This window comes from Streptomyces sp. H27-H1, from assembly GCF_026627445.1.
Taxonomy (GTDB): Bacteria; Actinomycetota; Actinomycetes; order Streptomycetales; family Streptomycetaceae; genus Streptomyces.
In genome coordinates this window covers 309,497-329,853 of record NZ_JAPNLJ010000002.1, presented here as the reverse complement: position 1 = coordinate 329,853, position 20,357 = coordinate 309,497, and the positions used below count along the sequence as shown (strand labels likewise).

Annotated in this window: 18 protein-coding genes and 1 pseudogene; 8 read left to right on the top strand and 11 right to left on the bottom strand. The window is 73.1% G+C overall.

Translation table 11 applies throughout. From position 1 onward, the window contains the following. Nucleotides 1-41: 41 nt before the first annotated feature. Complete coding sequence (locus tag OTB20_RS03375) at nucleotides 42-1,694, top strand: amidohydrolase (protein ID WP_267815043.1); 1,653 nt, start codon at nucleotides 42-44, stop codon at nucleotides 1,692-1,694. Between the two features lie 361 nt (nucleotides 1,695-2,055). Continuing rightward, complete coding sequence (locus tag OTB20_RS03370; protein WP_267815042.1) at nucleotides 2,056-2,718, top strand: hypothetical protein; 663 nt, start codon at nucleotides 2,056-2,058, stop codon at nucleotides 2,716-2,718. Nucleotides 2,719-2,771: 53 nt separating this feature from the next. Here OTB20_RS03370 and OTB20_RS42385 read toward each other — a convergent pair. Further along, a pseudogene (locus OTB20_RS42385) lies at nucleotides 2,772-2,984 on the bottom strand (IS630 family transposase); the annotation flags it as partial. 161 nt (nucleotides 2,985-3,145) lie between these two features. On the opposite strand from OTB20_RS42385, the gene OTB20_RS03360 reads away from it, so the two are divergent. From OTB20_RS03360 to OTB20_RS03350, 3 genes are all read left to right on the top strand, one after another. Continuing rightward, nucleotides 3,146-4,597 (top strand): hypothetical protein, encoded by a 1,452-nt coding sequence (locus OTB20_RS03360; RefSeq protein ID WP_267815040.1) that lies wholly within the window; start codon nucleotides 3,146-3,148, stop codon nucleotides 4,595-4,597. Nucleotides 4,598-4,676: 79 nt separating this feature from the next. Continuing rightward, nucleotides 4,677-5,939, top strand: coding sequence for an AAA family ATPase (locus OTB20_RS03355; protein ID WP_267815039.1), 1,263 nt, complete (start codon nucleotides 4,677-4,679; stop codon nucleotides 5,937-5,939). Beyond that, complete coding sequence (locus OTB20_RS03350; protein WP_267815038.1) at nucleotides 5,936-7,207, top strand: DUF2201 family putative metallopeptidase; 1,272 nt, start codon at nucleotides 5,936-5,938, stop codon at nucleotides 7,205-7,207. Before OTB20_RS03355 ends, OTB20_RS03350 begins: the two co-directional genes overlap by 4 nt. A 31-nt stretch (nucleotides 7,208-7,238) precedes the next feature. On the opposite strand, the gene OTB20_RS03345 is transcribed toward OTB20_RS03350, so the two are convergent. The 3 genes from OTB20_RS03345 to OTB20_RS03335 all read right to left on the bottom strand — a co-directional run bounded on the left by OTB20_RS03345 (nucleotide 7,239) and on the right by OTB20_RS03335 (nucleotide 10,374). Then, nucleotides 7,239-8,195, bottom strand: coding sequence for an AAA family ATPase (locus OTB20_RS03345; RefSeq protein ID WP_267815037.1), 957 nt, complete (start codon nucleotides 8,193-8,195; stop codon nucleotides 7,239-7,241). Between the two features lie 401 nt (nucleotides 8,196-8,596). After that, entirely contained in the window at nucleotides 8,597-9,259 is a 663-nt protein-coding gene (locus tag OTB20_RS03340; RefSeq protein WP_267815036.1) for an acetate uptake transporter, read from the bottom strand. Further along, a complete protein-coding gene (locus OTB20_RS03335) occupies nucleotides 9,256-10,374 on the bottom strand; it encodes a DUF3533 domain-containing protein (protein ID WP_267815034.1) in 1,119 nt (372 codons plus the stop codon). The genes OTB20_RS03340 and OTB20_RS03335 overlap by 4 nt, the downstream gene beginning before the upstream one ends. A 232-nt stretch (nucleotides 10,375-10,606) precedes the next feature. Here OTB20_RS03335 and OTB20_RS03330 point away from each other — a divergent pair, with 232 nt between their 5' ends. Next, on the top strand, nucleotides 10,607-11,467 hold the full coding sequence (locus OTB20_RS03330) for an esterase/lipase family protein (RefSeq protein WP_267815033.1): 861 nt from the start codon (nucleotides 10,607-10,609) through the stop codon (nucleotides 11,465-11,467). 92 nt (nucleotides 11,468-11,559) lie between these two features. Here the strand turns inward: OTB20_RS03330 and OTB20_RS03325 are convergent, their stop codons facing one another. The 4 genes from OTB20_RS03325 to OTB20_RS03310 form a co-directional block, all read right to left on the bottom strand. After that, a complete protein-coding gene (locus OTB20_RS03325; RefSeq protein ID WP_267815032.1) occupies nucleotides 11,560-12,606 on the bottom strand; it encodes a lytic polysaccharide monooxygenase in 1,047 nt (348 codons plus the stop codon). A 249-nt stretch (nucleotides 12,607-12,855) separates the two neighbouring features. Then, complete coding sequence (locus tag OTB20_RS03320) at nucleotides 12,856-13,374, bottom strand: HIT family protein (protein WP_267815031.1); 519 nt, start codon at nucleotides 13,372-13,374, stop codon at nucleotides 12,856-12,858. 96 nt (nucleotides 13,375-13,470) lie between these two features. After that, on the bottom strand, nucleotides 13,471-13,965 hold the full coding sequence (locus tag OTB20_RS03315) for a DUF402 domain-containing protein (RefSeq protein ID WP_267815030.1): 495 nt from the start codon (nucleotides 13,963-13,965) through the stop codon (nucleotides 13,471-13,473). A gap of 29 nt (nucleotides 13,966-13,994) precedes the next feature. After that, entirely contained in the window at nucleotides 13,995-14,942 is a 948-nt protein-coding gene (locus tag OTB20_RS03310) for a GNAT family N-acetyltransferase (RefSeq protein WP_267815029.1), read from the bottom strand. A 72-nt stretch (nucleotides 14,943-15,014) separates the two neighbouring features. On the opposite strand from OTB20_RS03310, the gene OTB20_RS03305 reads away from it, so the two are divergent. Next, complete coding sequence (locus tag OTB20_RS03305) at nucleotides 15,015-15,407, top strand: GntR family transcriptional regulator (protein ID WP_267815027.1); 393 nt, start codon at nucleotides 15,015-15,017, stop codon at nucleotides 15,405-15,407. A 151-nt stretch (nucleotides 15,408-15,558) separates the two neighbouring features. Here OTB20_RS03305 and OTB20_RS03300 read toward each other — a convergent pair whose 3' ends face one another. Together OTB20_RS03300 and OTB20_RS03295 are read right to left on the bottom strand one after the other, a co-directional pair. After that, nucleotides 15,559-16,101, bottom strand: coding sequence for an FABP family protein (locus OTB20_RS03300; RefSeq protein WP_267815025.1), 543 nt, complete (start codon nucleotides 16,099-16,101; stop codon nucleotides 15,559-15,561). Nucleotides 16,102-16,238: 137 nt separating this feature from the next. Beyond that, nucleotides 16,239-17,339 (bottom strand): DUF5925 domain-containing protein, encoded by a 1,101-nt coding sequence (locus OTB20_RS03295; RefSeq protein WP_267815024.1) that lies wholly within the window; start codon nucleotides 17,337-17,339, stop codon nucleotides 16,239-16,241. 218 nt (nucleotides 17,340-17,557) lie between these two features. Here OTB20_RS03295 and OTB20_RS03290 point away from each other — a divergent pair, with 218 nt between their 5' ends. Next, complete coding sequence (locus tag OTB20_RS03290; RefSeq protein WP_267815107.1) at nucleotides 17,558-18,358, top strand: SGNH/GDSL hydrolase family protein; 801 nt, start codon at nucleotides 17,558-17,560, stop codon at nucleotides 18,356-18,358. Between the two features lie 50 nt (nucleotides 18,359-18,408). Here the strand turns inward: OTB20_RS03290 and OTB20_RS03285 are convergent, their stop codons facing one another. Then, a complete protein-coding gene (locus OTB20_RS03285; RefSeq protein WP_420716310.1) occupies nucleotides 18,409-20,085 on the bottom strand; it encodes a protein kinase domain-containing protein in 1,677 nt (558 codons plus the stop codon). Between the last annotated feature and the right edge of the window lie 272 nt (nucleotides 20,086-20,357).

The window sequence follows — 20,357 nt, the reverse complement described above, 5'->3', positions numbered from 1 at the left end:
CCCCCCTTCCTCCGCACCCCCTCTGCACAGGAGCACCACCCATGCCCCACCCCACCCCCGCCGACCTGCTGCTCACCGGAGCCCGCATCCACACCGTGGACCCGGACCTGCCCGAGGCCGAGGCCCTCGCCGTGCGCGACGGGCGGATCGTCTGGGTCGGCCCGGACGCGGAGGCCGCCGACTGGTCGGGCCCGGACACCGAGCGGATCGACGCGGGCGGCCGGCTCGTGCTGCCGGGGTTCATCGACGCCCACAACCACGTCCGGCTCGGCTCCGACGACGCGTGCGTGCAGCTCGCGGGGGTGCGGACCCTCGACGCCATCCTCGACCGGATCGGCGCGTGGCGGGAGGCCAACCCGGACGCGGAGTGGGTCGAGGCCGAGGCCTTCGACTACTCCGCGATCCCCGGCGGGCGCATGCCCACCGCCGCCGACCTGGACCCGGTCACCGGGGACACCCCCGCGATCGTGCTCTCCTACGACGTCCACACGGCCTGGCTGAACACGGCGGCGATGCGCCGCCTCGGAGTCGCGAAGGACCGTACCGACCTCCCCTTCGGCACGGCCGCGGTGGACCCCGAGACCGGTGAACCCACCGGATTCGTCAAGGACTTCGCCATCAAGGGGCTGTCCCGCGACGGCCACCGGGCCCTGCGCGACCTGGGCGTGCCGTGGGCCTCCCCGGACCGGCAGTACGGGCGCCTCGCCCAGAGCCTCGACGATGCGATCCGCTTCGGCATCACCACGGTCGTGGAACCGCAGAACTCCCTGGACGACCTCGAACTCTACGACCGGGCACGCGCCGAGGGCCGGCTGCGCTCCCGGATCGTCGCCGCACTGTTCCACCCGCGCGGTACGACCGAGGAGGACCTCGACCACTTCGAGGCGGCGGCCCGGGTGCACTCGGGAGACCGGTTCCGGGTCGGCCCCCTCAAGCTCTACATCGACGACGTGGTGGAGCCGCGCACGGCCGCACTGCTCGAGCCCTACACCGGCTGCGGCTCCCACCGGGGCGACACCTTCTACCCGGCGGAGGAGTTCGCGGAGCTCCTCGCCCGGCTGGACGCACGCGGATTCCAGTGCTTCGTCCACGCCACCGGCGACCGGGGCATCCGTACCGTCCTCGACGCCGTCGAGCACGCGCGGGCGGTGAACGGGCCGCGCGACGCCCGGCACCAGGTGGTGCACGTGGAATGTTTGGACCCCGAGGACGTACCGCGCTTCGAGCAGCTCGGGGTGGTGGCCTGCATGCAGCCCCGGCACTGCGCGCCGGAGATCGCCGGCCCGGGCCAGGACTGGGCGGAGAACGTGGGGGAGGGCCGCTGGCACAAGGCGTGGCCCATGCGCAGCCTCGCCGAGGCGGGGGCGGTACTGGCCTTCTCCAGCGACTGGAACGTCGCCGAGATGGACCCGATGATCGGCATCTACACGGCGATGACCCGGCGCCCCCTGGGTGGCGGCGAGCCGTGGCAGGAGCAGGAGACGGTGGACGCGCGCACGGCCGTGTACGGCTACACGATGGGCTCCGCCTACGCCAACTTCCTCGAAGACGAGCGCGGTTCCCTCACCGTCGGCAAGGCGGCCGACTTCGTGATCCTGTCCCGGGACATCCTCGCGGTGGCCCCGGACCGGATCCCGGGGACGGTGGCGCAGGTGGTCGTGGTCGCCGGGGACGTCGTCCACCGGGCCTCGTAGCCCGGCGGCGCCTTCGGCGCGGATCTCCCGGGGCCGTATGGGCGCGCGCTGTGCGCGTGCCCCCGTCCCCGGGCGGGCGGCCCGGCTTCCGCGTGTGCGACGCCGAAGCCGGGCAGGGCGGCCGCTTCCGCGGGCCGCGGACCCGGCGGACTGGCTCTGGCCGGCCGTCCGGGCCGCCGCGTGTAACGCGACCATGGACGGTGGACTCCAGGTGTGGCTGAACGGCTCAAGCGGGTAAGGGCCATTGCGCGGCGGAACAGGAGCTGGCGAGTGCCACGTCAGGCAACGTTCGCCCTGTTCTGATGGCTGAGTTCTGGCCTGGTAGCGTCGCGCTCTTCGGCTGGGTCAGCCTGCTGGAGTCTTGACGGGATACATGGTGGCTTCTCCAGAAGACAGTGCTCTTGCCGCTGCGACGACGAGGGTCGCGAAGACCTTCGCCGGCATGACGGCCCAAGCGGGCGAGGTCGGCTGCGGCCGGTGCTTCGATGAGGGCGAGGTCGAGCTGCTGCGGACTCCCGGCGCTCCGCTTCCGGCGGACCTTGTCCGCCGGGTCGCACAGAAAGATCCTTTCCACTGGGACGACCAGCCCGCGATCATCCGTCGGGTTCTGCCGCAGCTCGTCGTGGCGCTCGCCGAGGGCGAGGATGAGTCCGATCTCATGGCCCGTGGACTGGCCGCGGCAGGCTGGTCACGGTGGCCCCGCGAGCAGGCTGGGGCAGTGGCCGGATTCCTGGACGCGTGGTGGACGCAGACCCTGCGGACGAAGTCGCCGCCCATTGCGGCGTGTGCCGTGTTCGAGAGCTGCGTGACCGCAAGTTCCGCGGTCACCCCGTGGCTTGCCCGCTGGGAGGCGGAGACGGGCCCTGTAGGCCGCCGTCACCTGGCTGAGAGCCTTGGCTGGTGGCGGGAGGAGCTGACGTCCGACAACTCGCCTTTCACATGGTGGTGGGGCACCGAGACGGCAGAGCAGGCCGCCTGGCATGAAGTGAAGCAGTGGCTGGCCGGTCAGGCCAGGGCATCCTGATGCCGGAAGAGTTACGGCCTGGCCGACACCCGTGAACGCCGACGCGGTCGGATTCAGGCGACGTTCGCCCTGGCCACGACCTTGCGGAGGCCCTGGTCGTCGGCGTGGCGGATTCGCCGGATGATGTAGCGGCGAATCATGCTGCCCTGTTTCTCGTGGTCGGTGTGATCGGTGCCGTCGAGGGTGAAGTGGCGTAGGGCGGTGAACTGGGCTTCGATCCGGTTGAGCCAGGAGCTGTTGGTCGGTGTGTAGGCGATCTCGACGCTGACCGGAGCCGGTCCGCGGCGGTGGACGGAGGGCAGTCGCCGCTGTCCGCCGGCGGGGCGGAAAATGCCTGGCAGGCCGTGGGGAGGGGCGTTAACCTCGCCTCGATGACGACTTCTTGCATTCACAGAATGGGGGTCCCGTCCACGCAAGGTGAGCGCTGATGCTCACTCGGACCGTGAACGGGGATTCCCGCCTTTCCCTCTGGCTGCGCGTGCGCGAGTTCGCCGTGCCGCCCTCCATGATCGAGACCGCGACCGCCCGGCGACACGCCGGGGACTGGGCGGGGGCGTGCGCCGCCGCAGGCGTCGACGTCGATTTCAACCTGCGTTTCGTGGCGCGTACGCGAGGCCGTGAACTCGCCACCCGCATCCGGGCGGACCTCCGCCACCTGGCTCCCGACCTCCTGCGCTGGCACATGCCGAGGATCGCCCCCGACGGACTGCTGCGCCCGGGGCTGACCCTCGCGCTGGCCCGGTACGAGCCCGCAGGGCCCGGCGGCGGACCGCCGGTGCACCTCGTGGCCCGCACGCCACCGGCCTGGGCGGACGCCGGTCAGCGGATCGGCCTCGCGCTGTGGGACGGTTCCCGTTCCGAGCCCGGCGCCCTCCGGCACCCGCATCCCCATCCCCACCCGCGGTACCGCCTCGACCTGCACCGCCACCTGTGGGACGCGCGCAGGAGCGGCGACCTGCGGTTCAGATCCGGCGCCGACCGGCCGGCCCGCGGCGACCGCCCGTTCCTGGAGCCCGACGTGGATCCGTGCCCGGATCCGGACCTGGTGCAGGCGCTGCCGCCGGGAGTCCGCTGCGCCATCGACCGGTGGGCGGCCGAGGTGGCGATCGTGCTCGGTGCCCAGGGCCGGTCCACCGGGACGGTCGCCGTGCGGCTCGGGGCCGGGCACCGGCTGGACCTGGACCTGATCGCGGATGCGAACGGGGATGGGGCCGGGGACGGGGCCGGTGCCCGGTCGCCCGCGCTCCGGATCGCACCGGCGGCCACGGACGCGGGGGTTTCCCCGCCGCTGGTCCTGCCCGACGCGGCGACCTGGACGCTGCCCGACCTCGAACTGCTCCGCACCGGTGCGATCGAGGCCGATCGGCTGCACCCGCTCGTCGCCCGGGCCCTCGTACCGGACTGGTCGCCGGCCGGGCCTGCCGGGGGTGGCGGCCGGCCGGCGGAGCCGCGCCTCGTGGAGTGCCGGGGGGCCCGGCACCGGATCGGCATGGTCGACGGGGCGCTGGCCCCGCTGGACCACGACCCGGCCGAGATCCGCCGGGAGGAGCTGCTGGTCGCGCTCAGCGGCACACCGCTTCCCTGCCTGCGGGCCATCGACGAGGCGCACCGTCGCCCGGACTCGCTGTCCGGCGTCCGCGAACGCCTGGACCACGGCGACACCGCCGGTGCGCTGGCAGTCGTAGAGGGACTCTTGGGCCCCGGCGCACTGCTGCGCGCCGGCCCCCTGCGGGACGAACTGCAGGCGGCCGCGCTCCGGCGGATCACCTACGGGCTGTTCAGGGCCGGCCTGGTCGGACCGGGGCCCGGTCGCGTCGAGGCCGGTCCGCGCCGCCCCAAGGGACATCGCTCGCACCCGCGGCACACGACCGGTCGCTGACCCGGACCTCCGCCTGCCCGCTCTGCCCCCTGTTCCACGCCCCCGTTCTGCCCATGACGAACCCCCAAGGTGATCAAACATGCCCGCTTGTACGCCACTTGCTCCCATCTCCACTTCCTCTCCCGAGGCCGATACCACCCAACTCGACGTCGCGGGACATCTGTTGGGCCTGCTGCGCGATACGACCACCGAACTGCGCCCCGACAAGCAGCTGGAGGCCCTGACCCTGGCCGTGGCCGCCGATCTGCCCGTCCTCCTGTGGGGCGAGCCCGGGATCGGCAAGACCGCGGCCCTGACACAGCTCGCCGAATCCCTGGACCTTCCGCTGACCACCGTGATCGCCAGCGTGCACGAGCCGTCCGACTTCTCGGGGCTGCCCATCGTCGGAGACGACCCCGCGGAGCAGGGCGTTCCGATGGCCCCGCCGGACTGGGCCGTGCGCTTGGTGCGGGCCGGCCGGGGGCTGCTGTTCCTGGACGAACTGTCCACCGCCCCGCCCGCCGTCCAAGCCGCGCTGCTGCGCCTCGTACTCGAGCGGCGGATCGGCGCCCTGCGACTGCCGCCCGAGGTCCGGATCGTGGCCGCCGCCAACCCGAGGTCCTCGGCGGCCGACGGCTGGGAGCTGAGTCCGCCGCTGGCCAACCGGTTCGTGCACCTGGAGTGGACGCACGACCACGAGGTCGTGGTACGCGGCCTCGGCGGCACCTGGCCCCGGGCGACCCTGCCCCGGCTCGACCCCGAACGGCTGCCGCAGGCCGTGGACTTCGCCCGCCGGGCCGTGTGCGGGCTGCTCGCCGCCCGCCCCAAACTCGTCCACCAGTTGCCCTCCGGCGAAACCCGCCGGGGCGGACCCTGGCCGTCCCCCAGGAGCTGGGAAATGACCCTGCGCCTGATCGCCTTCGCGACAGCCGCCGGCTCTTCCCGGGACGTGCTCTCCCTGCTGGTCAGGGGCACGGTGGGGGACGGACCGGGACTGGAGCTGCTGGCGAGCCTGGACCGGATGGACCTGCCGGATCCCGAGGCACTGCTCGCCGATCCGGCAGGAGCCGTCCTGCCCGAGCGGGGTGATCTGCGCCAGGCCGTACTCGAGGGCGTGGTGGAGGCGGTCCGGGGACGGCCCGAGAAGTCCCGCTGGGACGCGGCCTGGTCGCTCCTGGTCCGGGCGCTCGACACCGGGGCCCCGGACCTGGTCGTCGTCCCCGCGAGCACGCTCGCCGCGCTGCGCCGCGAGGACTGGGACGTGCCCGCCTCGATCGAGCGGCTCGCCGGAGCGGTGGCCCTGTCCCGGCGCGCCGACCGGGCGGCCGCCCGGTCCCGCGTACCCGTCGAGGCGGGCCGATGACGGCTGTGACGGCTGTGACGGCGGTGACACCGAAGGCCACGGGCGCCCTGGACCTCGACAAGCTCTTCGCCGCCCGGCTGCTCGCCGTACGCGTACGGCCCTACCTGGCCACCGCACTGTTCGCCCTGTACGTCGTGGAGTCGCGGCGGGTGCCGACGATGGCCGTCGACCGGCACTGGCGGTGCTACGTCTCGCCGGGGTTCGTGGAGCGTACGTCCGAGGAGGAACTGGCCGCGGTCTGGGTGCACGAGGTGTCCCACCTGCTGCGCGACCACCACGGGCGCGGCGACCGGGTCGCGCGCGAACGCGGGCTCCACGGTCCGGGGGAGCGGCTGCGGATCAACATCGCGGCGGACTTCGAGATCAACGACGACGTGTTCGGCGACGGGCTGGTCCGGCCCGAGCACGCCGTCCAGCCGGCGGCCGTGGGGCTGCCGGAAGGGCAGCTCATGGAGGACTACCTCCGCCGGTTCGGGCTCGGGCCGCACACCCAGCACATGGCCTGGCTGGACTGCGGCAGCGGCGCCGACGGGCTGGAACGGGACTGGGACCTCGGAGAGGACGGCGCGCACGGGCTCAGCGAGCAGGAACGCGACGCGGTCCGGTTCCGGGTGGCGCAGGGCCTCACCGGCCGCCCGGGAAACGCCCCGAGCGGGTGGAAGCGGTGGGCGCAGGAGGCGTTCCACCCGCCGCAGCCATGGCGGGAGTTGCTGGGCGCGGCGGTCCGCTCGGCGACCTCCGGCTCGGGCGCCGGCGACGACTACACCTACAGCCGGCCGTCGCGGCGCTCGGCGGGGGTGCCCGGAGCCGTCCTGCCGAGCCTGCGGCGCAGGCCGCCCCGGGTCTGCGTGGTCATCGACACCTCCGGATCGGTGAGCGACGGCGAACTGGGCAGCGCGTTGCTCGAGGTCGCCGCGATCTCCCGCGCCGTGGGCGGCCGTCGGGACCTGGTCACCGTGGTCCCCTGCGACGCGTCGGCGCGGATCGCGCAGCCGCTGTGCCAGGCCGAAGGAATCGTCCTGATCGGCGGCGGGGGTACGGATCTGCGCACGGGCTTCGCCACGGCGCTGCGGTCGGGGGCCCGGCCGGACGTCATCGTGGTTCTGACGGACGGACAGACGCCCTGGCCGAGCACACGGCCGCCGTGCCGGACGGTGGTGGGGCTGTTCCCCCGGGAGCGGCGGTCGGCCGGGTCCTGGGACGAGGACGAGGGCCATTACGTACCGGACGCGCCGCCCGACTGGGCGCGCGTGGTGGAGATCGGCTAGTGCTGTGCCCGGTCCGGGCCGGAAGGCCGGACTAGCCCTTGGGCCAGTACCAGAGGGGTTCGTCCAGCGGGCCCTCGCGGCCCGCGACCTCGGTCTGGCCGAAGTCCTTGACCAGGGTGATCGTCTGCAGGTCCACCCGGTGCCGGCGGACGCCCGCGGCCAGGGCGTCCGCCAGCGGGGCGGCGTGCGTGACCACCACCGTCTGGGTGTCCTGGGCCACCGTCAGGATCAGGTCGGCGAGAGGGGCCAGCAGATCGGGGTGGAGGCTGGTCTCCGGCTCGTTGAGCACCATCAGGGCGGGCGGGCGCGGGGTCAGCAGGGCGGCCGTCCACAGCAGGTAGCGCAGGGTCCCGTCGGAGAGCTCCGCCGCGCCCAGCGGACGTAGCAGCCCGTGCTGGTGCAGCTCCAGCTCGAAGCGGCCGTCCCGTTCCGCGACCGCCACGCGGCTGCCGGGGAAGGCCGCCTCGACGGCCGCGTCGAGCGCCGCGTCGTCGCCGGTCTCCCGGATCGTCTGGAGGGCTGCGGGCAGGTCGGAGCCGTCTGCGGCGAGTACCGGCGTACGGGTCCCCACGCGCGGGGTGCGGGCCGGCGCCTCGGCGTCCGTTCGGACGTGGTCGTAGAACCGCCAGGAGCGGATCAGCTCGCGCAGGGCGAGCAGGTCGGGGGCGAGCTGCGGGTCCGCGAGCTCGCTGAGCATGGAGTCGTACGGCCGCAGGGCGCCCTGGGTGCGGTGCCAGCCGCCGTCCGCGGTCCGGGTGCGCACGGCCGGGCCCGCGCGGTCCGAGAGCAGCGCGGCCGGGCGCAGGACGGGACCCGCCCAGGTGCACTCCCGCTTGATCTCGGGGTCCAGGGCGAAGAGCGAGCCGTGGACCGGCACGGGATGGCCGAAGTCCACCGCGTACCCGAACTCGTCCCCGGCGAAGCCGAGCCGCAGGCTGACCGGTTCGGAGCGAACGGTCGCCTGGACGGCGTACCGCCCCTCCCGCACCGCCCGCCCGGTCGTCTCGGGGCCCGCCCACAGGGTGGAGGGCAGTCCGCCCTCCCGGGCCAGCGCCGCGACGGCGCCGCCCCGCGCGGAGTCGGCCAGCAGCCGCAGCGACCGGTACAGGCTGGACTTGCCGGTGCCATCCCCCAGACTCCGTCCGGGGGGACCCCCAGGCGCCCGTCACCACCGTGAGCCGGCCGAGCGGGACGATCAGCTTGCGCAGGGAGCGGTAGTTCTCGACCGCGAGCGTCGTGATCACGCCTGCCCGATCCACGCCGGTCCGCTCCACGCCGGTCCGCTCCACTCCGGCCCGGTCCAGGTCGGTCCGGTCCACGTCGGTCCGGTCCACGTCGGCGGCCCGGTCTTGGCGCCCCGGCCCCGTCGTCCAGCGCTCGGCGTTCCCGTCATGCCTCGGGGTGCTCCTCGGGTGCCAGGAAGCGGCCCATCGGGAGCACCTGCCGGCCCCAGGTGCTCGCCATGATCTGCCCGGCGAGCAGATAGGTGGCGCCGAGAGCGGCCAGCAGCCCGCTCCAGCCCGTGATCCGGTTCCAGATCACGGAACCGGTGAACCCGCTCACGGTCATGGCGACGAAGACCACCAGCACGCACGTGAAAGTGGACAGCAGCACCAGGTGGATCCGCCAGCTGCCGATCCACAGGACGAACACCACGAACACCCACGGCAGCGTGAACAGCCCGCTCACATCCCCGCGCAGCGCCGGATCGGTGGCCGGCAGCACCCACTGGAGCAGGCAGGCCTTCGCCATCCAGAACAGCCCGAACCCGCCGAAGACCGTGGCGTGCCAGGTGTCGCCGCGCTGCGCCTGGAAGAGGCCGGCCAGGAGCTGGGCGAGCCCGCCGATGAAGAACCCGACCAGCGGCAGCACGGAGTGGCCGAGCTTCTCGGGGAAGATGCCCGCGTCGATACCGGTGGCGATGGTGGTGACGACGATGAAGCCGGTGAGGCCGAGGGCGCCCAGCTGCGCCTGCGCGCTGGGCTCCATCCGCTTGACGGAGACGGCCTGTTCGGCGGGTCCCTGGCGGTTGCGGACGATGGGATTGTTCATCGGCCGGCCGCCTTCGCGGCCGAGTCGGCGAGGTCCGGGCCCTCGGGTCCGTCGGGGAGCCCGCTGCCCACCGCCGCCCCGGTCCGGCCCCTGCGCGATGCGGCGCACGCCAGGGTGACGGCCGAGCCGAGTACCGCCCAGCCGCTCAGGACCAGCAGCGGACCGGTGATGTCATTGCCCTTGAAGTACGCGATCGAGCGCGCGGCGTACGTGCCCGCGCCCGGCGGCAGCCAGGGGCCGATGTCCTTCCAGAACGGCGGCAGCAGCGGGTACGGATAGGCGCCGCCGGCGCTCGGGTTGCCGAGTACCACCACCAGCAGGATCGCCAGGCCGATGCCCACCACGCCCGCCAGGCCCTGGAAGGCCAGGGTGATCGCGCCGACGGCGAAGACGACCAGGGCGCCGAGCCCCCACAGAGCCATGACGCTGCCGGGCAGCGCGCCGAGGACGGGGCCCGCGATGACCGCGCCGAGCAGTCCGGCCGCGATGGCGTACACCGCCAGCGCGCCGAGCCGGATGACGGCGCGGGCGGAGTTGGCGGGGCGGGCGCCGGCGCTGATCGCGAGGATCGCGGCGCACAGGTAGCCGCCCACGCACCAGCCCACGACCAGGTAGAACGAGCTCAGGCCGCGCCCGTCGCCGGCGGCGGCCGGGGCCACGTCCACGACACGGACCGTACGGCCCTGGGTCTTCTCGACGAGGCCGACGACCTCCTCGACGGCCTGGGCCAGCGAGGCCCCGGCGCCGCTCGCGACCAGCAGCTTGTCGGTCTTGCCGGCCGGGTCGATGATCAGCGCGCCGTCCACGTCCCGGTTCTGGATCTGCCGCAGCGCCTCCGCCTCGTCCTGAACGGCGCGGGGGTCGAGCGGTGTGCCGGGCAGTGCGTCGAGCTGCTTCGCGGTCTGCTCGGCGACCGGCGCGGCGGGCGCGGTGACGGCGATCGGGATCTCGCGGGGCTTGGGGTGATGGAAGGCCCCGACGTACGAGGTGATGAAGGCGAGCTGGAGCGCCAGTACGCCCAGGACCAGCAGAGCGGCCCGGGTGGTGACGGCGTCCTTGATCTCGGCGAGGAACCCGCCGGACTGCCCTGGGTCTGTGTGGGTGGGCTGGGTCATGTCTCACACGCTCGGCCTACCGGGCGGCGTGCGCAGCAGGGGAGGGCCGAACGGATGACGGCCAGGTGGGCAGCCCGCACATTTTTTACCGACGCGTAACTTCCCAGTTTTGCTACCCGCCCGTAATTTAGCGGCTGCAGCACCCCCTTGTGATCCGGATCACGGGATGCACCCCCACGTACTTCCCGCGCCATCCCTCGTTACTCCCCTTGACCCGCAAGGAGATCACACGATGCTGCCCTGGAGACGCCTGCTCCGCCCGCTTGCCGTCCTCACCCTGACCGCCGCCGCGCTCGTCGCCCCCACCGGAGCGGCCCAGGCCGCCTCGGCGCCGAGCAGCGGCTGGAACAACTGGTCCTGCAAACCCTCCGCCGCCCACCCCCGGCCCGTCGTCCTGGTCCACGGAACCTTCGGGAACTCCGTGGACAACTGGCTCGGCTTCGCGCCGTACCTCGTCCACCGGGGCTACTGCGTCTACTCCCTCGACTACGGGCAACTGCCCGGTGTCCCCCTCTTCAACGGCCTCGGCCCCATTGACAAGTCGGCCGGGCAGCTAGCCACCTTCGTGGACAGGGTCCTCGCTTCCACCGGGACGGCCGAGACGGACATCGTCGGCCACTCCCAGGGCGGCATGATGCCGAACTACTACCTGAAGTTCCTCGGCGGCGCCGCCAAGGTCAACGCCCTGGTCGGGCTCGCCCCCGACAACCACGGGACGACCCTCCTCGGGCTGACCCGGCTCCTGCCGTACTTCCCCGGAGCCGAGGACCTGATCAGCGCCGCCACCCCGGGGCTCGCCGACCAGATCGCCGGATCGCCCTTCCAGAACAAGCTGAACGCGGGCGGGGACACCGTCCCCGGGGTCAACTACACGGTGATCGCCACCCGGTACGACGAGGTGGTGACCCCGTACCGGAGCCAGTTCCTCGACGGGCCGAACGTCCGCAACGTGCTGCTCCAGGACCTGTGCGCGGTGGACCTCTCGGAGCACGTGGCCATCGGACTCACCGACCGGATCGCCTGGCACGAGGCAGTCAACGCCCTCGACCCGGCGCACGCCGAACGGACCACTTGCGCGTCGGTCTTCGACTGACGGCGACGGGCGGCCCGTCCGGCGGGCCGCCCGTCCTCGGTCGTTGGCAGCCGGTCGGTGGCAGCCGGTCGGCCGGTCGGCCGGTCGGCCGGTCAGCGGCCGTGGCGGCCCGGGTTCGCACGGCGGCGGGCCAGCCCGAACAGCACGGCCGCGCCGACGGCCAGCACACCGGCCCCGGCCATCGCGATCGCCGGGGTGGTGCTGCTCCCGCCGGTCTCCGCGAGGTCCCTCCCGCCCTGCGAGGGGATCGGGGACGGGGAGGCGCCGCCGTTCGTCTTGGGGTCGTTGTCCCCGTGCCCGTGATGCTCCACCGTGGACTTGCCGGCCCCTTCGGAGATCTGCTGGTCGGTGGGGGCCGAAGGGCGCTGCGCGGGCTCCTCCGAGGGCCTGTGACCCGGCTTCGAGCTCGGCCGCGAGCTGGGCCTCGTACCGGGCTTCGAGGTCGGCTTCGCACTGGGCTGCGTGCTGGGCGTGCCCCCGCCGCCACCCGTACCGCTCCCGCCATTGTCCTTCCCGAAGACCACGTCCGAGCAGCTGTAGAAGGCCTCCGGGCTGTCGGAGCGCTGCCAGACGCTGTAGATCAGGTGCCGGCCGGTCTTGTTCGGGACGGTGCCGGAGAAGACGTAGTCGCCGTTCCGCATCCCCGGGTCGGTGACCTTCACGAAGGGCGCCGGTTCCAGGTCGGACCACTTCAGGGGCTTCGACGGGTCGTAGCCGTCCTTCGTCACGTACAGCTCGAAGGAGCCCTTGTGCGGGGCGGTCCCCTTGTAGCGGAAGGTGTGCGCGCCCGAGGCCAGCGGGCTCGCCGGCCAGTCGGCGCGCGCCAGGTCCAGTCCCTTGTACTTGTCGTTGCCCGCCGAGCACAGCTGTCCGTCGGGGATCAGCGACTTGCTCTGTCCGGCCGCGTTGGCGATGTTCACCGCGTTCCAGTCGTAGAACGCCTGCGCACCGCTCGCCGTGACCGCCGCCTTGCAGGCCGCCGACTTCGGGGATTCCGGTCCCTCCGCGTAGCACGCCGCGACCCGGCTGACCGGGTCCGTCATCGAACCGTGGGCGGCCGCGGGAACCGCGGCGTACGCGACCACGGCGAGCGGGGCGAGACCGGCGGCGATGCGGGCGGCGGTACGGCGTGCGGGCATGGTGGATCTCCTCTGGGCACGGCAATGGCAGCGCGAGTGGTGGGTGCACCGGAAGGCCGAGGCTGTGCGGCGCCGCCCCCTCACGGGTCCGCGGCGCCGCCTCCGGCCCTCCCTGGCCCCGCCAAACTAGCCGCCCGAACCCCGCGTTCCACCGGGTTCGGAGCCCGGAAGCCGATCCTTAGGACGCAGTTAAGGACGGTCTAAGAGGGGGCTCAGGAAGCGGCCTCGCGGAGCCCTGCCGCCGCGGGGTCAGGCCTGTCCGCGGAGGATTCCCCGGGTGGTAACGGCCTCGCGAAGGCGTGCGGCCGTGTCGGCTGCTTCCTCCGGGGGCACGGACACCACGCCGTTCTCGGTCATCAGCGCGTGGAACTGCTGCTGCTGATAGGCGGTGCGGGGCGGCAGGCCGGCGACGTGCCAGTGCAGATGCGCGTTGCCCTGTTGGCTCCCCAGGGAGTACAGGTACGTCCGCTCGGAACCGCAGACGGCCTCGACGGCCAGGGCGATCTCGCGCACGACCAGCATGAGCCGGGTGTACGCCGCCTCGTCCAGGTCGCGGACGACGTGCTCGATGTGCGCCTTCGGTGCGACGAGGACCTTCCCGGGCAGGGTCGGCCACCTGTCGAGGAACGCCACGTGATCCTCGTCCTCGAAGACCACCTCGTGCCGATAGTCCGGGTGCCCGCGCAAGAACGCGCAGACGAAGCACGGGCCGTGTCGCGCACGGTCCACGTAGGCGTCAAGATCCATGGGCTGCCGTTCGGTCGACACCCGCACTCCTCCGGTCGTGTGCCACAGGGAGCCACAGGGAGCCACAGGGCGCCGCAGGGCGCCGCAGGGCGCCCGGGCGGGCCGGGCCCCGGTGCGTCAGGCCAGCAGTGCGGACAGGCCGGCGGCCGAGCGGGCCTGGGTGTCGAGGGTGTCGAGGGCCCGTACCGCCTGGGCGGCCGCCTCCGGATCGGTGTCGGCGAGCCCGCTCTCGGCGAACTCGTCCTCGTCGAGCCGCAGTACGGAGCTTCCGTCGGCCGACACCCACAGGTCGAGGTCGAGGTCCTCGATCAGGATCACCCCGTCCTCCACCGACGCCGGGCGGGTGACGTCGCAGTACCAGCCCTTGAGGACGCCCTCGCCGTTCCGGACCTCCTTGACCGCGTACCACCGGTCGCGCCAGAAGTGCTCGGTGAACACGTCGCCCGGCTCGAAGCGGACGAACCCGAAGTCCCGTACCCCGGGGGCGGACCAGGGGGCCCGTACGGTGATCCGGGTGCCGGTGTCGGCCACCAGCTCGGCCGGGTAACGGATCTTCGTACGGCCCGCTTTGGTGAGGGTGACGGTCAGCTGGTCGGTCGGCCGGTCGGTCATCGGGGTGTCTCCGGTTCTCTTGGTTTCGGTCAATTGTCCGATGTGGGCAGCCGCTTGGTGAAGTGGGTCTCGGTCGCGCAGATCTCGTACCCGAGCCGGGTGTTGACGGCGAGCATCGGGGCGTTGCCGGTGTCGTTGCCGGTGAATGCCTCCGTGTAGCCCGCCGCACGGGCCCGCAGCAGCGAGTCGATCTTGGCGGCCCGGGCCAGTCCCAGGCCGCGGAACCCGCGCAGGGTGCCGGTCATCGCGGAGGAGTAGCGGGTGGCTCCGTCCGTGTGGGCGGCCGTGAAGGCGGCCACCGTGCCGTCGACCAGGGCCACGGTGGTGAGGTCCAGGTCGAGGTACGGGTTGTTCCAGGTGTGCCGCAGCCAGTCCTCGTAGTCGTCGAAGTCCCGCGGTACGTCGCCCGGTTCGTCGAGGCTCACCGCCGCGTCGGCCTCGAAGAGCGCCCGCGGGTCGGCGGCGAACTCCGCGCCGGAGCACAGCTCGGCTCCGGCCGGCAGGTTCCCGGGGGCGGCGGGCAGGCCGGCCGTGGTGAGGTCGAGGCGCAGGAAGTGCGCGGAGCGCGAGGCGCGGTAGCCCTGCCGCTCGGCGAAGGCGCGATGCGGCGGCTCGTCGAGGACCCAGGCGTACGAGTCCTTCGCGCGCTCGGTTCCCAGATGCTCCTCGGCGGCGCCCAGCAGTGCGGTTCCGGCGCCGTGGCCGCGGTGGGCGGGGTCGACGTAGGCGTTGACGAACCCCTGGCCGGGTTCGGGGCTGTCGTAGGTGATGCCGACCTGGGCGGTGCCGATGACCAGGCCGTCGCCGTTCTCGGCGACGAGGAGGCGGTAGCGCTTGTCGGGGTGGGCGGAGGTCACCTCGAAGGCCACCCCGCGGGCGGTGCTGATCATGAAGGGGAGGGATGCGCGGCGCACCCGTACGACGGACTCGGTGTCGGCCGGGTCGTTCGGGCGCAGATCCCGGATGGTTGTTGTCACCTGCGCGACGGTATGGGCGGCAGGGGGGCGAGCGCCTGCGAATTTCCCACCGGATGGGGGACAATCGGCCGCGTGACCTCGACTTCTCCGCACCTGAAGATCCGCATCGACGGCGCGGCGGGCGCCGTCGCCCCGTACGAGCAGCTGCGCGCCCAGATCGCCGAAGGGGCGCGGGCGGGCCGGCTGCCCGCCGGGTTCAAGCTGCCGACGGTCCGTGGGCTCGCGGAGGATCTGGGACTGGCGGCGAACACGGTCGCCAAGGCCTACCGGGCGCTTGAGTCCGACGGCGTGATCGAGACGCGCGGCCGGGCGGGCAGCTTCGTGGCGGCGGAGGGCGACGGACCCGCCCGGGAGGCGGCCACCGCCGCGCAGGCCTACGCGGAGCGGGCGCGGCGGCTGGGCCTGACCTTCGAGGAGGCGACCGCGGCGGCGCTGGACGCCCTGCGCGCGCGGTACGCGGACTGACCCCGGGGCCGGATCCGGCTCCGCGGGCCGGTGCAGCCCGCCGTGCCCGGTCGGAGTTCAGCTGTGCCCGGTCGGCTCCGCCGCGCCTGGTCCTCCGCCGCGCCGGCCGGTGCCCCGTCGGCCGGTGCCCCGCCGGTCAGTGCCCCGCCGGTCAGTCCTTGCGCGGGAACAGCCGGGCCTGGAGGTGGTGCTGCATGGGCTGGCCCACCGCGGCCATCTCCTGCACGATCGTCAGCCCGCCGTCCTGGAGCGCGTACCGGCGCCGCATGCCGGTGACCTCTTTGGCGCGCGGGGTCAGCCCCACCGTGTCGGTGGCCATGTCGATCTCCGTACCGGAGACCTGGCCGACGTACGTCTCGACGATGCCCGTCGGGTGGGCGAGTGTGACCTCCACCGAGGCGTCCGGGAGGATCCGCCACCAGCCGGATTCGCGCCCCGCGGGGCGCAGGGCCGTTCCGGAGCCGTCGATCAGCCACGCGCGGGACTCGTAGCGCAGGAAGGGCCGGCCGTCGTGGCTGAAGGTGATCTCCTGCTCGTAGCGGAACCCGTGCTCCAGGGTCGGGTACTCGCCGCTGCCCCGGCCGTGACAGCGCCCGATGAGGCCGAGCACGGGCTGGAGCTGCGGGTGCGGCTCGGGGCCTTCGCCGAGGACGTGGCTGTCGGGGAAGGGGTTCTCCTGCGCCGGTTCGAGCACGGTGCGTTCTCCTGTTCGTGGGTCCCCCGGGGGTGCGCACGGCCGGTGGGGGCCTTCGGCCGCGCCCCCATTGTCGTCGCCGTGCACGCCGGACCGGTGCGCGCCCCGTGCGGCGGGACCCGCGGGCCGCGCCGCTCCTACAGGTACATCCCGGCCTCGGAGTCGTGGCCCTGCGGCGGCAGCAGGGCGGCGGGGCCCGACGCGCCGCGGCGCAGGGCGTAGAGCTCCGCCAGCGTCGCGCCCTCGCGGGAGATGCCCTCGTCGGTGCCGAGCCAGTCCACCGACTCACGGTGCGTCAGCCGGCCGATCTCGATGCGCGCGAGGCAGCGCCCCGGCCGGACCACCGCCGGGTGGAGCCGCTCCAGGTCCTCGTTGGTCGTGACGCCCACCAGGACGTTGCGGCCCTGCCCGAGCAGGCCGTCCGTGAGGTTCAGCAGCCGTGACAACGCTTGCCCGGCTGTGTGCCGGGCCTCGCCGCGGATCAGTTCGTCGCAGTCCTCGAGTAGCAGCAGCCGCCAGCGGCTCTTGGCCGTGCCCTCGTCCTCGCCGATCGCGATGTCCATCAGGTAGCCGATGTCGTTGAACAGCCGCTCCGGGTCCAGTACGCAGTCCACCTGGCACCAGTCCCGCCAGGACCGGGCGAGCGTGCGCAGGGCCGAGGTCTTCCCGGTGCCCGGAGGGCCGTGGAGCAGGAGCAGCCGGCCGGCGATGTCGTCCGGGGTGACCTTCATCAGCCGGTCCATCGCCCCGGCCACCGGAGCCGTGTAGTTGGGCCGCACCTCCTCCCACGTGCCGGCCGCGATCTGCCGGGTCGTGCGGTACGGGCCGCGGCGCGGGGAGACGTACCAGAACCCCATCGAGACGTTCTCGGGCTGCGGTTCGGGCTCGTCCTGCGCACCCTCCGTGGCTTCGCCGAGCACGCCGGCGGCGAGTTCCTCGCTGACCGCCGTCACCGTGACGTCCGCGCCACGGCTCCAGCGGGAGACGAGCAGGGTCCACCCCTCGCCCTCGGCGAGCATCGCGCTGCGGTCGCTGTCGCGGGCGGAGCGCAACACGGTTGCCCCGGACGGCAGCAGGGTCGCGCCGTGCTTGACCCGGTCGATCGACACGCTGTGCGAATGGGGCTGCTCGCCGGACGCGAAGCGGCCGAGGAACAGCGCGTCGACGACGTCCGAGGGGGAGTCGCTGTCGTCGACGTTGAGCCGGATCGGCAGTGCGTCTTGAGGGTTGGCTGGCATGGCGCCCATGATCCGGCACGAACTGCCCTCATGCACCCGTGTTTCGCCGGATCGAGTGGCGGGATTCCCTCTTCAAACGCCATGCGGGTGAAGATTCGGACCGTATCCCTACCCCGAACATTCTTGACATGAACACTTCCAGAAGGCCTCTGCTCCTTGTATCACGGACTCAGGAGTAACTCCGGAGTAACCCCCCACAAGGAGCCGCACACATGAGCATGAGAATGCCTCGTCTCGCCGCCTCGGCCTCTGCCCTGTTACTCGCCGTCGGCGCCGCCCTGTTCGGAGCCGGTCAGGCAACCGCCGCCGCCGACTTCGGCTACGTCGCCCTCGGCGACTCCTACTCCTCCGGCGTCGGCGCCGGCAACTACGACAGCGCCAGCGGCAACTGCAAGCGCACCCCCCGCGCCTACCCGGCCCTCTGGGCCGCCGCGCACTCCCCGCAGACGTTCTCCTTCGCCGCCTGCTCGGGCGCTCGTACGGGTGATGTGATGAGCGGCCAGCTCGCACCGCTGAACTCCGGCACCGACCTGGTCAGCATCACCATCGGCGGCAACGACGCCGGATTCTCCGACGTCATGACCACCTGCGTGCTCCAGTCCGAATCCACCTGCGTCAGCCGGGTCAACCAGGCCAAGGCGTACGTCGACTCCACCCTCCCCGGCCAGCTCGACCAGGTCTACAACGCCATCCACAGCCGGTCCCCGGGCGCCCGCGTGGTCGTCATCGGCTATCCCCGCTTCTACAAGCTGAACGGCAACTGCGTGGCCGGACTGTCCGAAGGCGAGCGCACGGCCATCAACGGAGCCTCCGACTACCTCAACGCCGCCATCGCCAAACGCGCCGCCGACCACGGCTTCGCCTTCGCCTCCGTCGCCGGCGCCTTCACCGGGCACGAGATCTGCTCCGGCAGCGAGTGGCTGCACAGCCTCAACTGGCTGAACATCGGCGAGTCCTACCACCCGACCGCCGCCGGACAGTCCGGCGGCTACCTGCCCGTCTTCACCGGCGCGGCCTGACACGGGACCACGGCACGCGGGTACCGGCGGTACCCGCGTGCCGGCGGCGCTCAGGGGCTGCCGGTCGGACCCGGCTCCGGTGACGGGGAGCCGCTCGGTCCGGGAGTGCCGGGGGAGGAGACCCCGCCCGTCGGGGTCTCCTCCTCGCACGTCACCGAGAACTCCCTCCAGGCGGAAGCCGTCTGCGCCGGTGCGCGGACCTCCAGCCGCACCGCGTCCTCGAAGACCGCGTCCGGACGGTGCGTCAGCTCCGTGTGGTCCAGCCGCACGCTGAGCGGCCCGCCCGCCGGGTACGCGAGGGTCCGCCAGCCGGGGCCGGAGGTCTCCCCGGTACGCGTGGCCCACCGGTACTCGACCACCGCCGGGGTGCGGTCCACCGCGAGGGTGGCCGTGAAGGCGGGTGCCTCGGCGGCGGACGCCGGACAGGCCCCTCGGTAGGAGTCCCGAACGGCCTCGACGGCGGACACGGTGATGGCCGGCGGCGGCGTGGCCGAAGGAGAAGGCGAGGGGGTCGGCGAGGGTGAGGGGGATGCGCTCGGTGAGGGGGACGGGGACTGCGAAACGCCCTGTGTGGCGGTCGGGGTGGCCGTCGCGCCGTCTCCACCGTCCCCGCCCGTCCCGCGGTCCTTCAGCAACAGCCACCCCAGCAGCGCCACCACCACGAGCAGCACCACGATCCCGCCGGTCAGGACCAGCCCGGCGCCGTTCCGCCCGGACTCCGGGGGAGGTGTCCGCCCCGGCCCGGGGGCGGGCGCCGACAGTGGCGGGGTGGGGTGGCCGTACCGGTGCTGCGCCACGGAGGCCGGGCCGTCCGCCCCGGGCACCGGACCCGAAGCGGAACCCGACACCGGCCCGCCGGAGGCCCGTACGGTTCCGCCCGCGCCGACGATGCGCAGCATCCGGGCCGCCTCGTCCGCGGGCAGCCGCTCCTCCGGGTCTTTGACCAGCAGCCCCACCAGTACGGGCGCCAGCGGCCCGGCCCGCAGCGGCGGCGGGAACTCCTCCTCCACCACCGCCCGCAGTGTGCCCACCGGGGACTCCCTGCGGAACGGCGAGACCCCCTCCACGGCCAGGTACAGCATCACCCCGAGCGCCCACAGGTCCGACCCGGGACCCGGTTCGTGCCCCAACGCCCGCTCCGGGGGCAGGAATTCGGGGGAGCCGACCACCTCGCCCGTCATGGTGATGGAGGTTGAGCCCTCCAGGCTCGCGATCCCGAAGTCGCCGAGCACCACCCGGCCGTCGTTGGCGATCAGCACGTTGCCCGGTTTGACGTCCCGGTGCAGCACCCCCGCCTCGTGCGCGGAGCGCAGCGCGGCCAGTACCTGCTCGCCGATGTGCGCGGTCCGCTGCGGGGTGAGCGTGCCTTCGCCCTCCAGGACGTCCGCGAGCGAGAGCCCTCGTACGATCTCCATCACGATCCAGGGCCGGCCGTCCTCGGTGGCCACGTCGTAGACGGTGACCACGCCCCGGTGCGAGACGCGGGCCGCGGCCCAGGCCTCCCGCTCCAGGCGCCGGTACATCCGGGTCACCTCGGCCTCGTCCATCCCGGCCGGGGCGCGCACTTCCTTGACGGCGACCTCGCGCCCCAGGACCTCGTCCCGGGCCTGCCACACCATTCCCATCCCGCCGCGGCCGAGCGGGCCCAGCAGGCGGTAGCGTCCGGCGATGACCCGCTCGCCGTCGCCGTCCCCGTTCGACGCGGACTCAGTCACCGAAAGCCTCATTCACGAGCGCCCCCAAGAGCGTTACCAGGCGATCACTCCAAGTTAGCGCAGAGTGTGCGGTGTGACTCCGGTCGCGACAGGAGTCGAGGGGTCACCCCAGGTGCGACTCCAAGTGCCCAGGAGCCCCAACGGATTTCGCGGAGAGTGACGAGCGACTCCGCTGAGTAATCGTCAACTCCCGCTCGCCACACGGGCAATTCACACCACCGGGATACCCGTGCGCGACGCGGGGGCGGTAGGGTTACTCTGCCCGGTGGGCCGGGTGCCCTCGT

Bases quoted from the DNA above. Each gene is read 5' to 3' on its own strand.
- OTB20_RS03375 (WP_267815043.1), top strand. From the start codon at position 42: ATGCCCCACCCCACCCCCGCCGACCTGCTGCTCACCGGAGCCCGCATC.
- OTB20_RS03360 (WP_267815040.1), top strand. From the start codon at position 3,146: ATGCTCACTCGGACCGTGAACGGGGATTCCCGCCTTTCCCTCTGGCTG.
- OTB20_RS03355 (WP_267815039.1), top strand. From the start codon at position 4,677: ATGCCCGCTTGTACGCCACTTGCTCCCATCTCCACTTCCTCTCCCGAG.
- OTB20_RS03350 (WP_267815038.1), top strand. From the start codon at position 5,936: ATGACGGCTGTGACGGCTGTGACGGCGGTGACACCGAAGGCCACGGGC.
- OTB20_RS03340 (WP_267815036.1), bottom strand. From the start codon at position 9,259: ATGAACAATCCCATCGTCCGCAACCGCCAGGGACCCGCCGAACAGGCC.
- OTB20_RS03335 (WP_267815034.1), bottom strand. From the start codon at position 10,374: ATGACCCAGCCCACCCACACAGACCCAGGGCAGTCCGGCGGGTTCCTC.
- OTB20_RS03330 (WP_267815033.1), top strand. From the start codon at position 10,607: ATGCTGCCCTGGAGACGCCTGCTCCGCCCGCTTGCCGTCCTCACCCTG.
- OTB20_RS03325 (WP_267815032.1), bottom strand. From the start codon at position 12,606: ATGCCCGCACGCCGTACCGCCGCCCGCATCGCCGCCGGTCTCGCCCCG.
- OTB20_RS03315 (WP_267815030.1), bottom strand. From the start codon at position 13,965: ATGACCGACCGGCCGACCGACCAGCTGACCGTCACCCTCACCAAAGCG.
- OTB20_RS03295 (WP_267815024.1), bottom strand. From the start codon at position 17,339: ATGCCAGCCAACCCTCAAGACGCACTGCCGATCCGGCTCAACGTCGAC.
- OTB20_RS03290 (WP_267815107.1), top strand. From the start codon at position 17,558: ATGAGAATGCCTCGTCTCGCCGCCTCGGCCTCTGCCCTGTTACTCGCC.
- OTB20_RS03285 (WP_420716310.1), bottom strand. From the start codon at position 20,085: ATGAGGCTTTCGGTGACTGAGTCCGCGTCGAACGGGGACGGCGACGGC.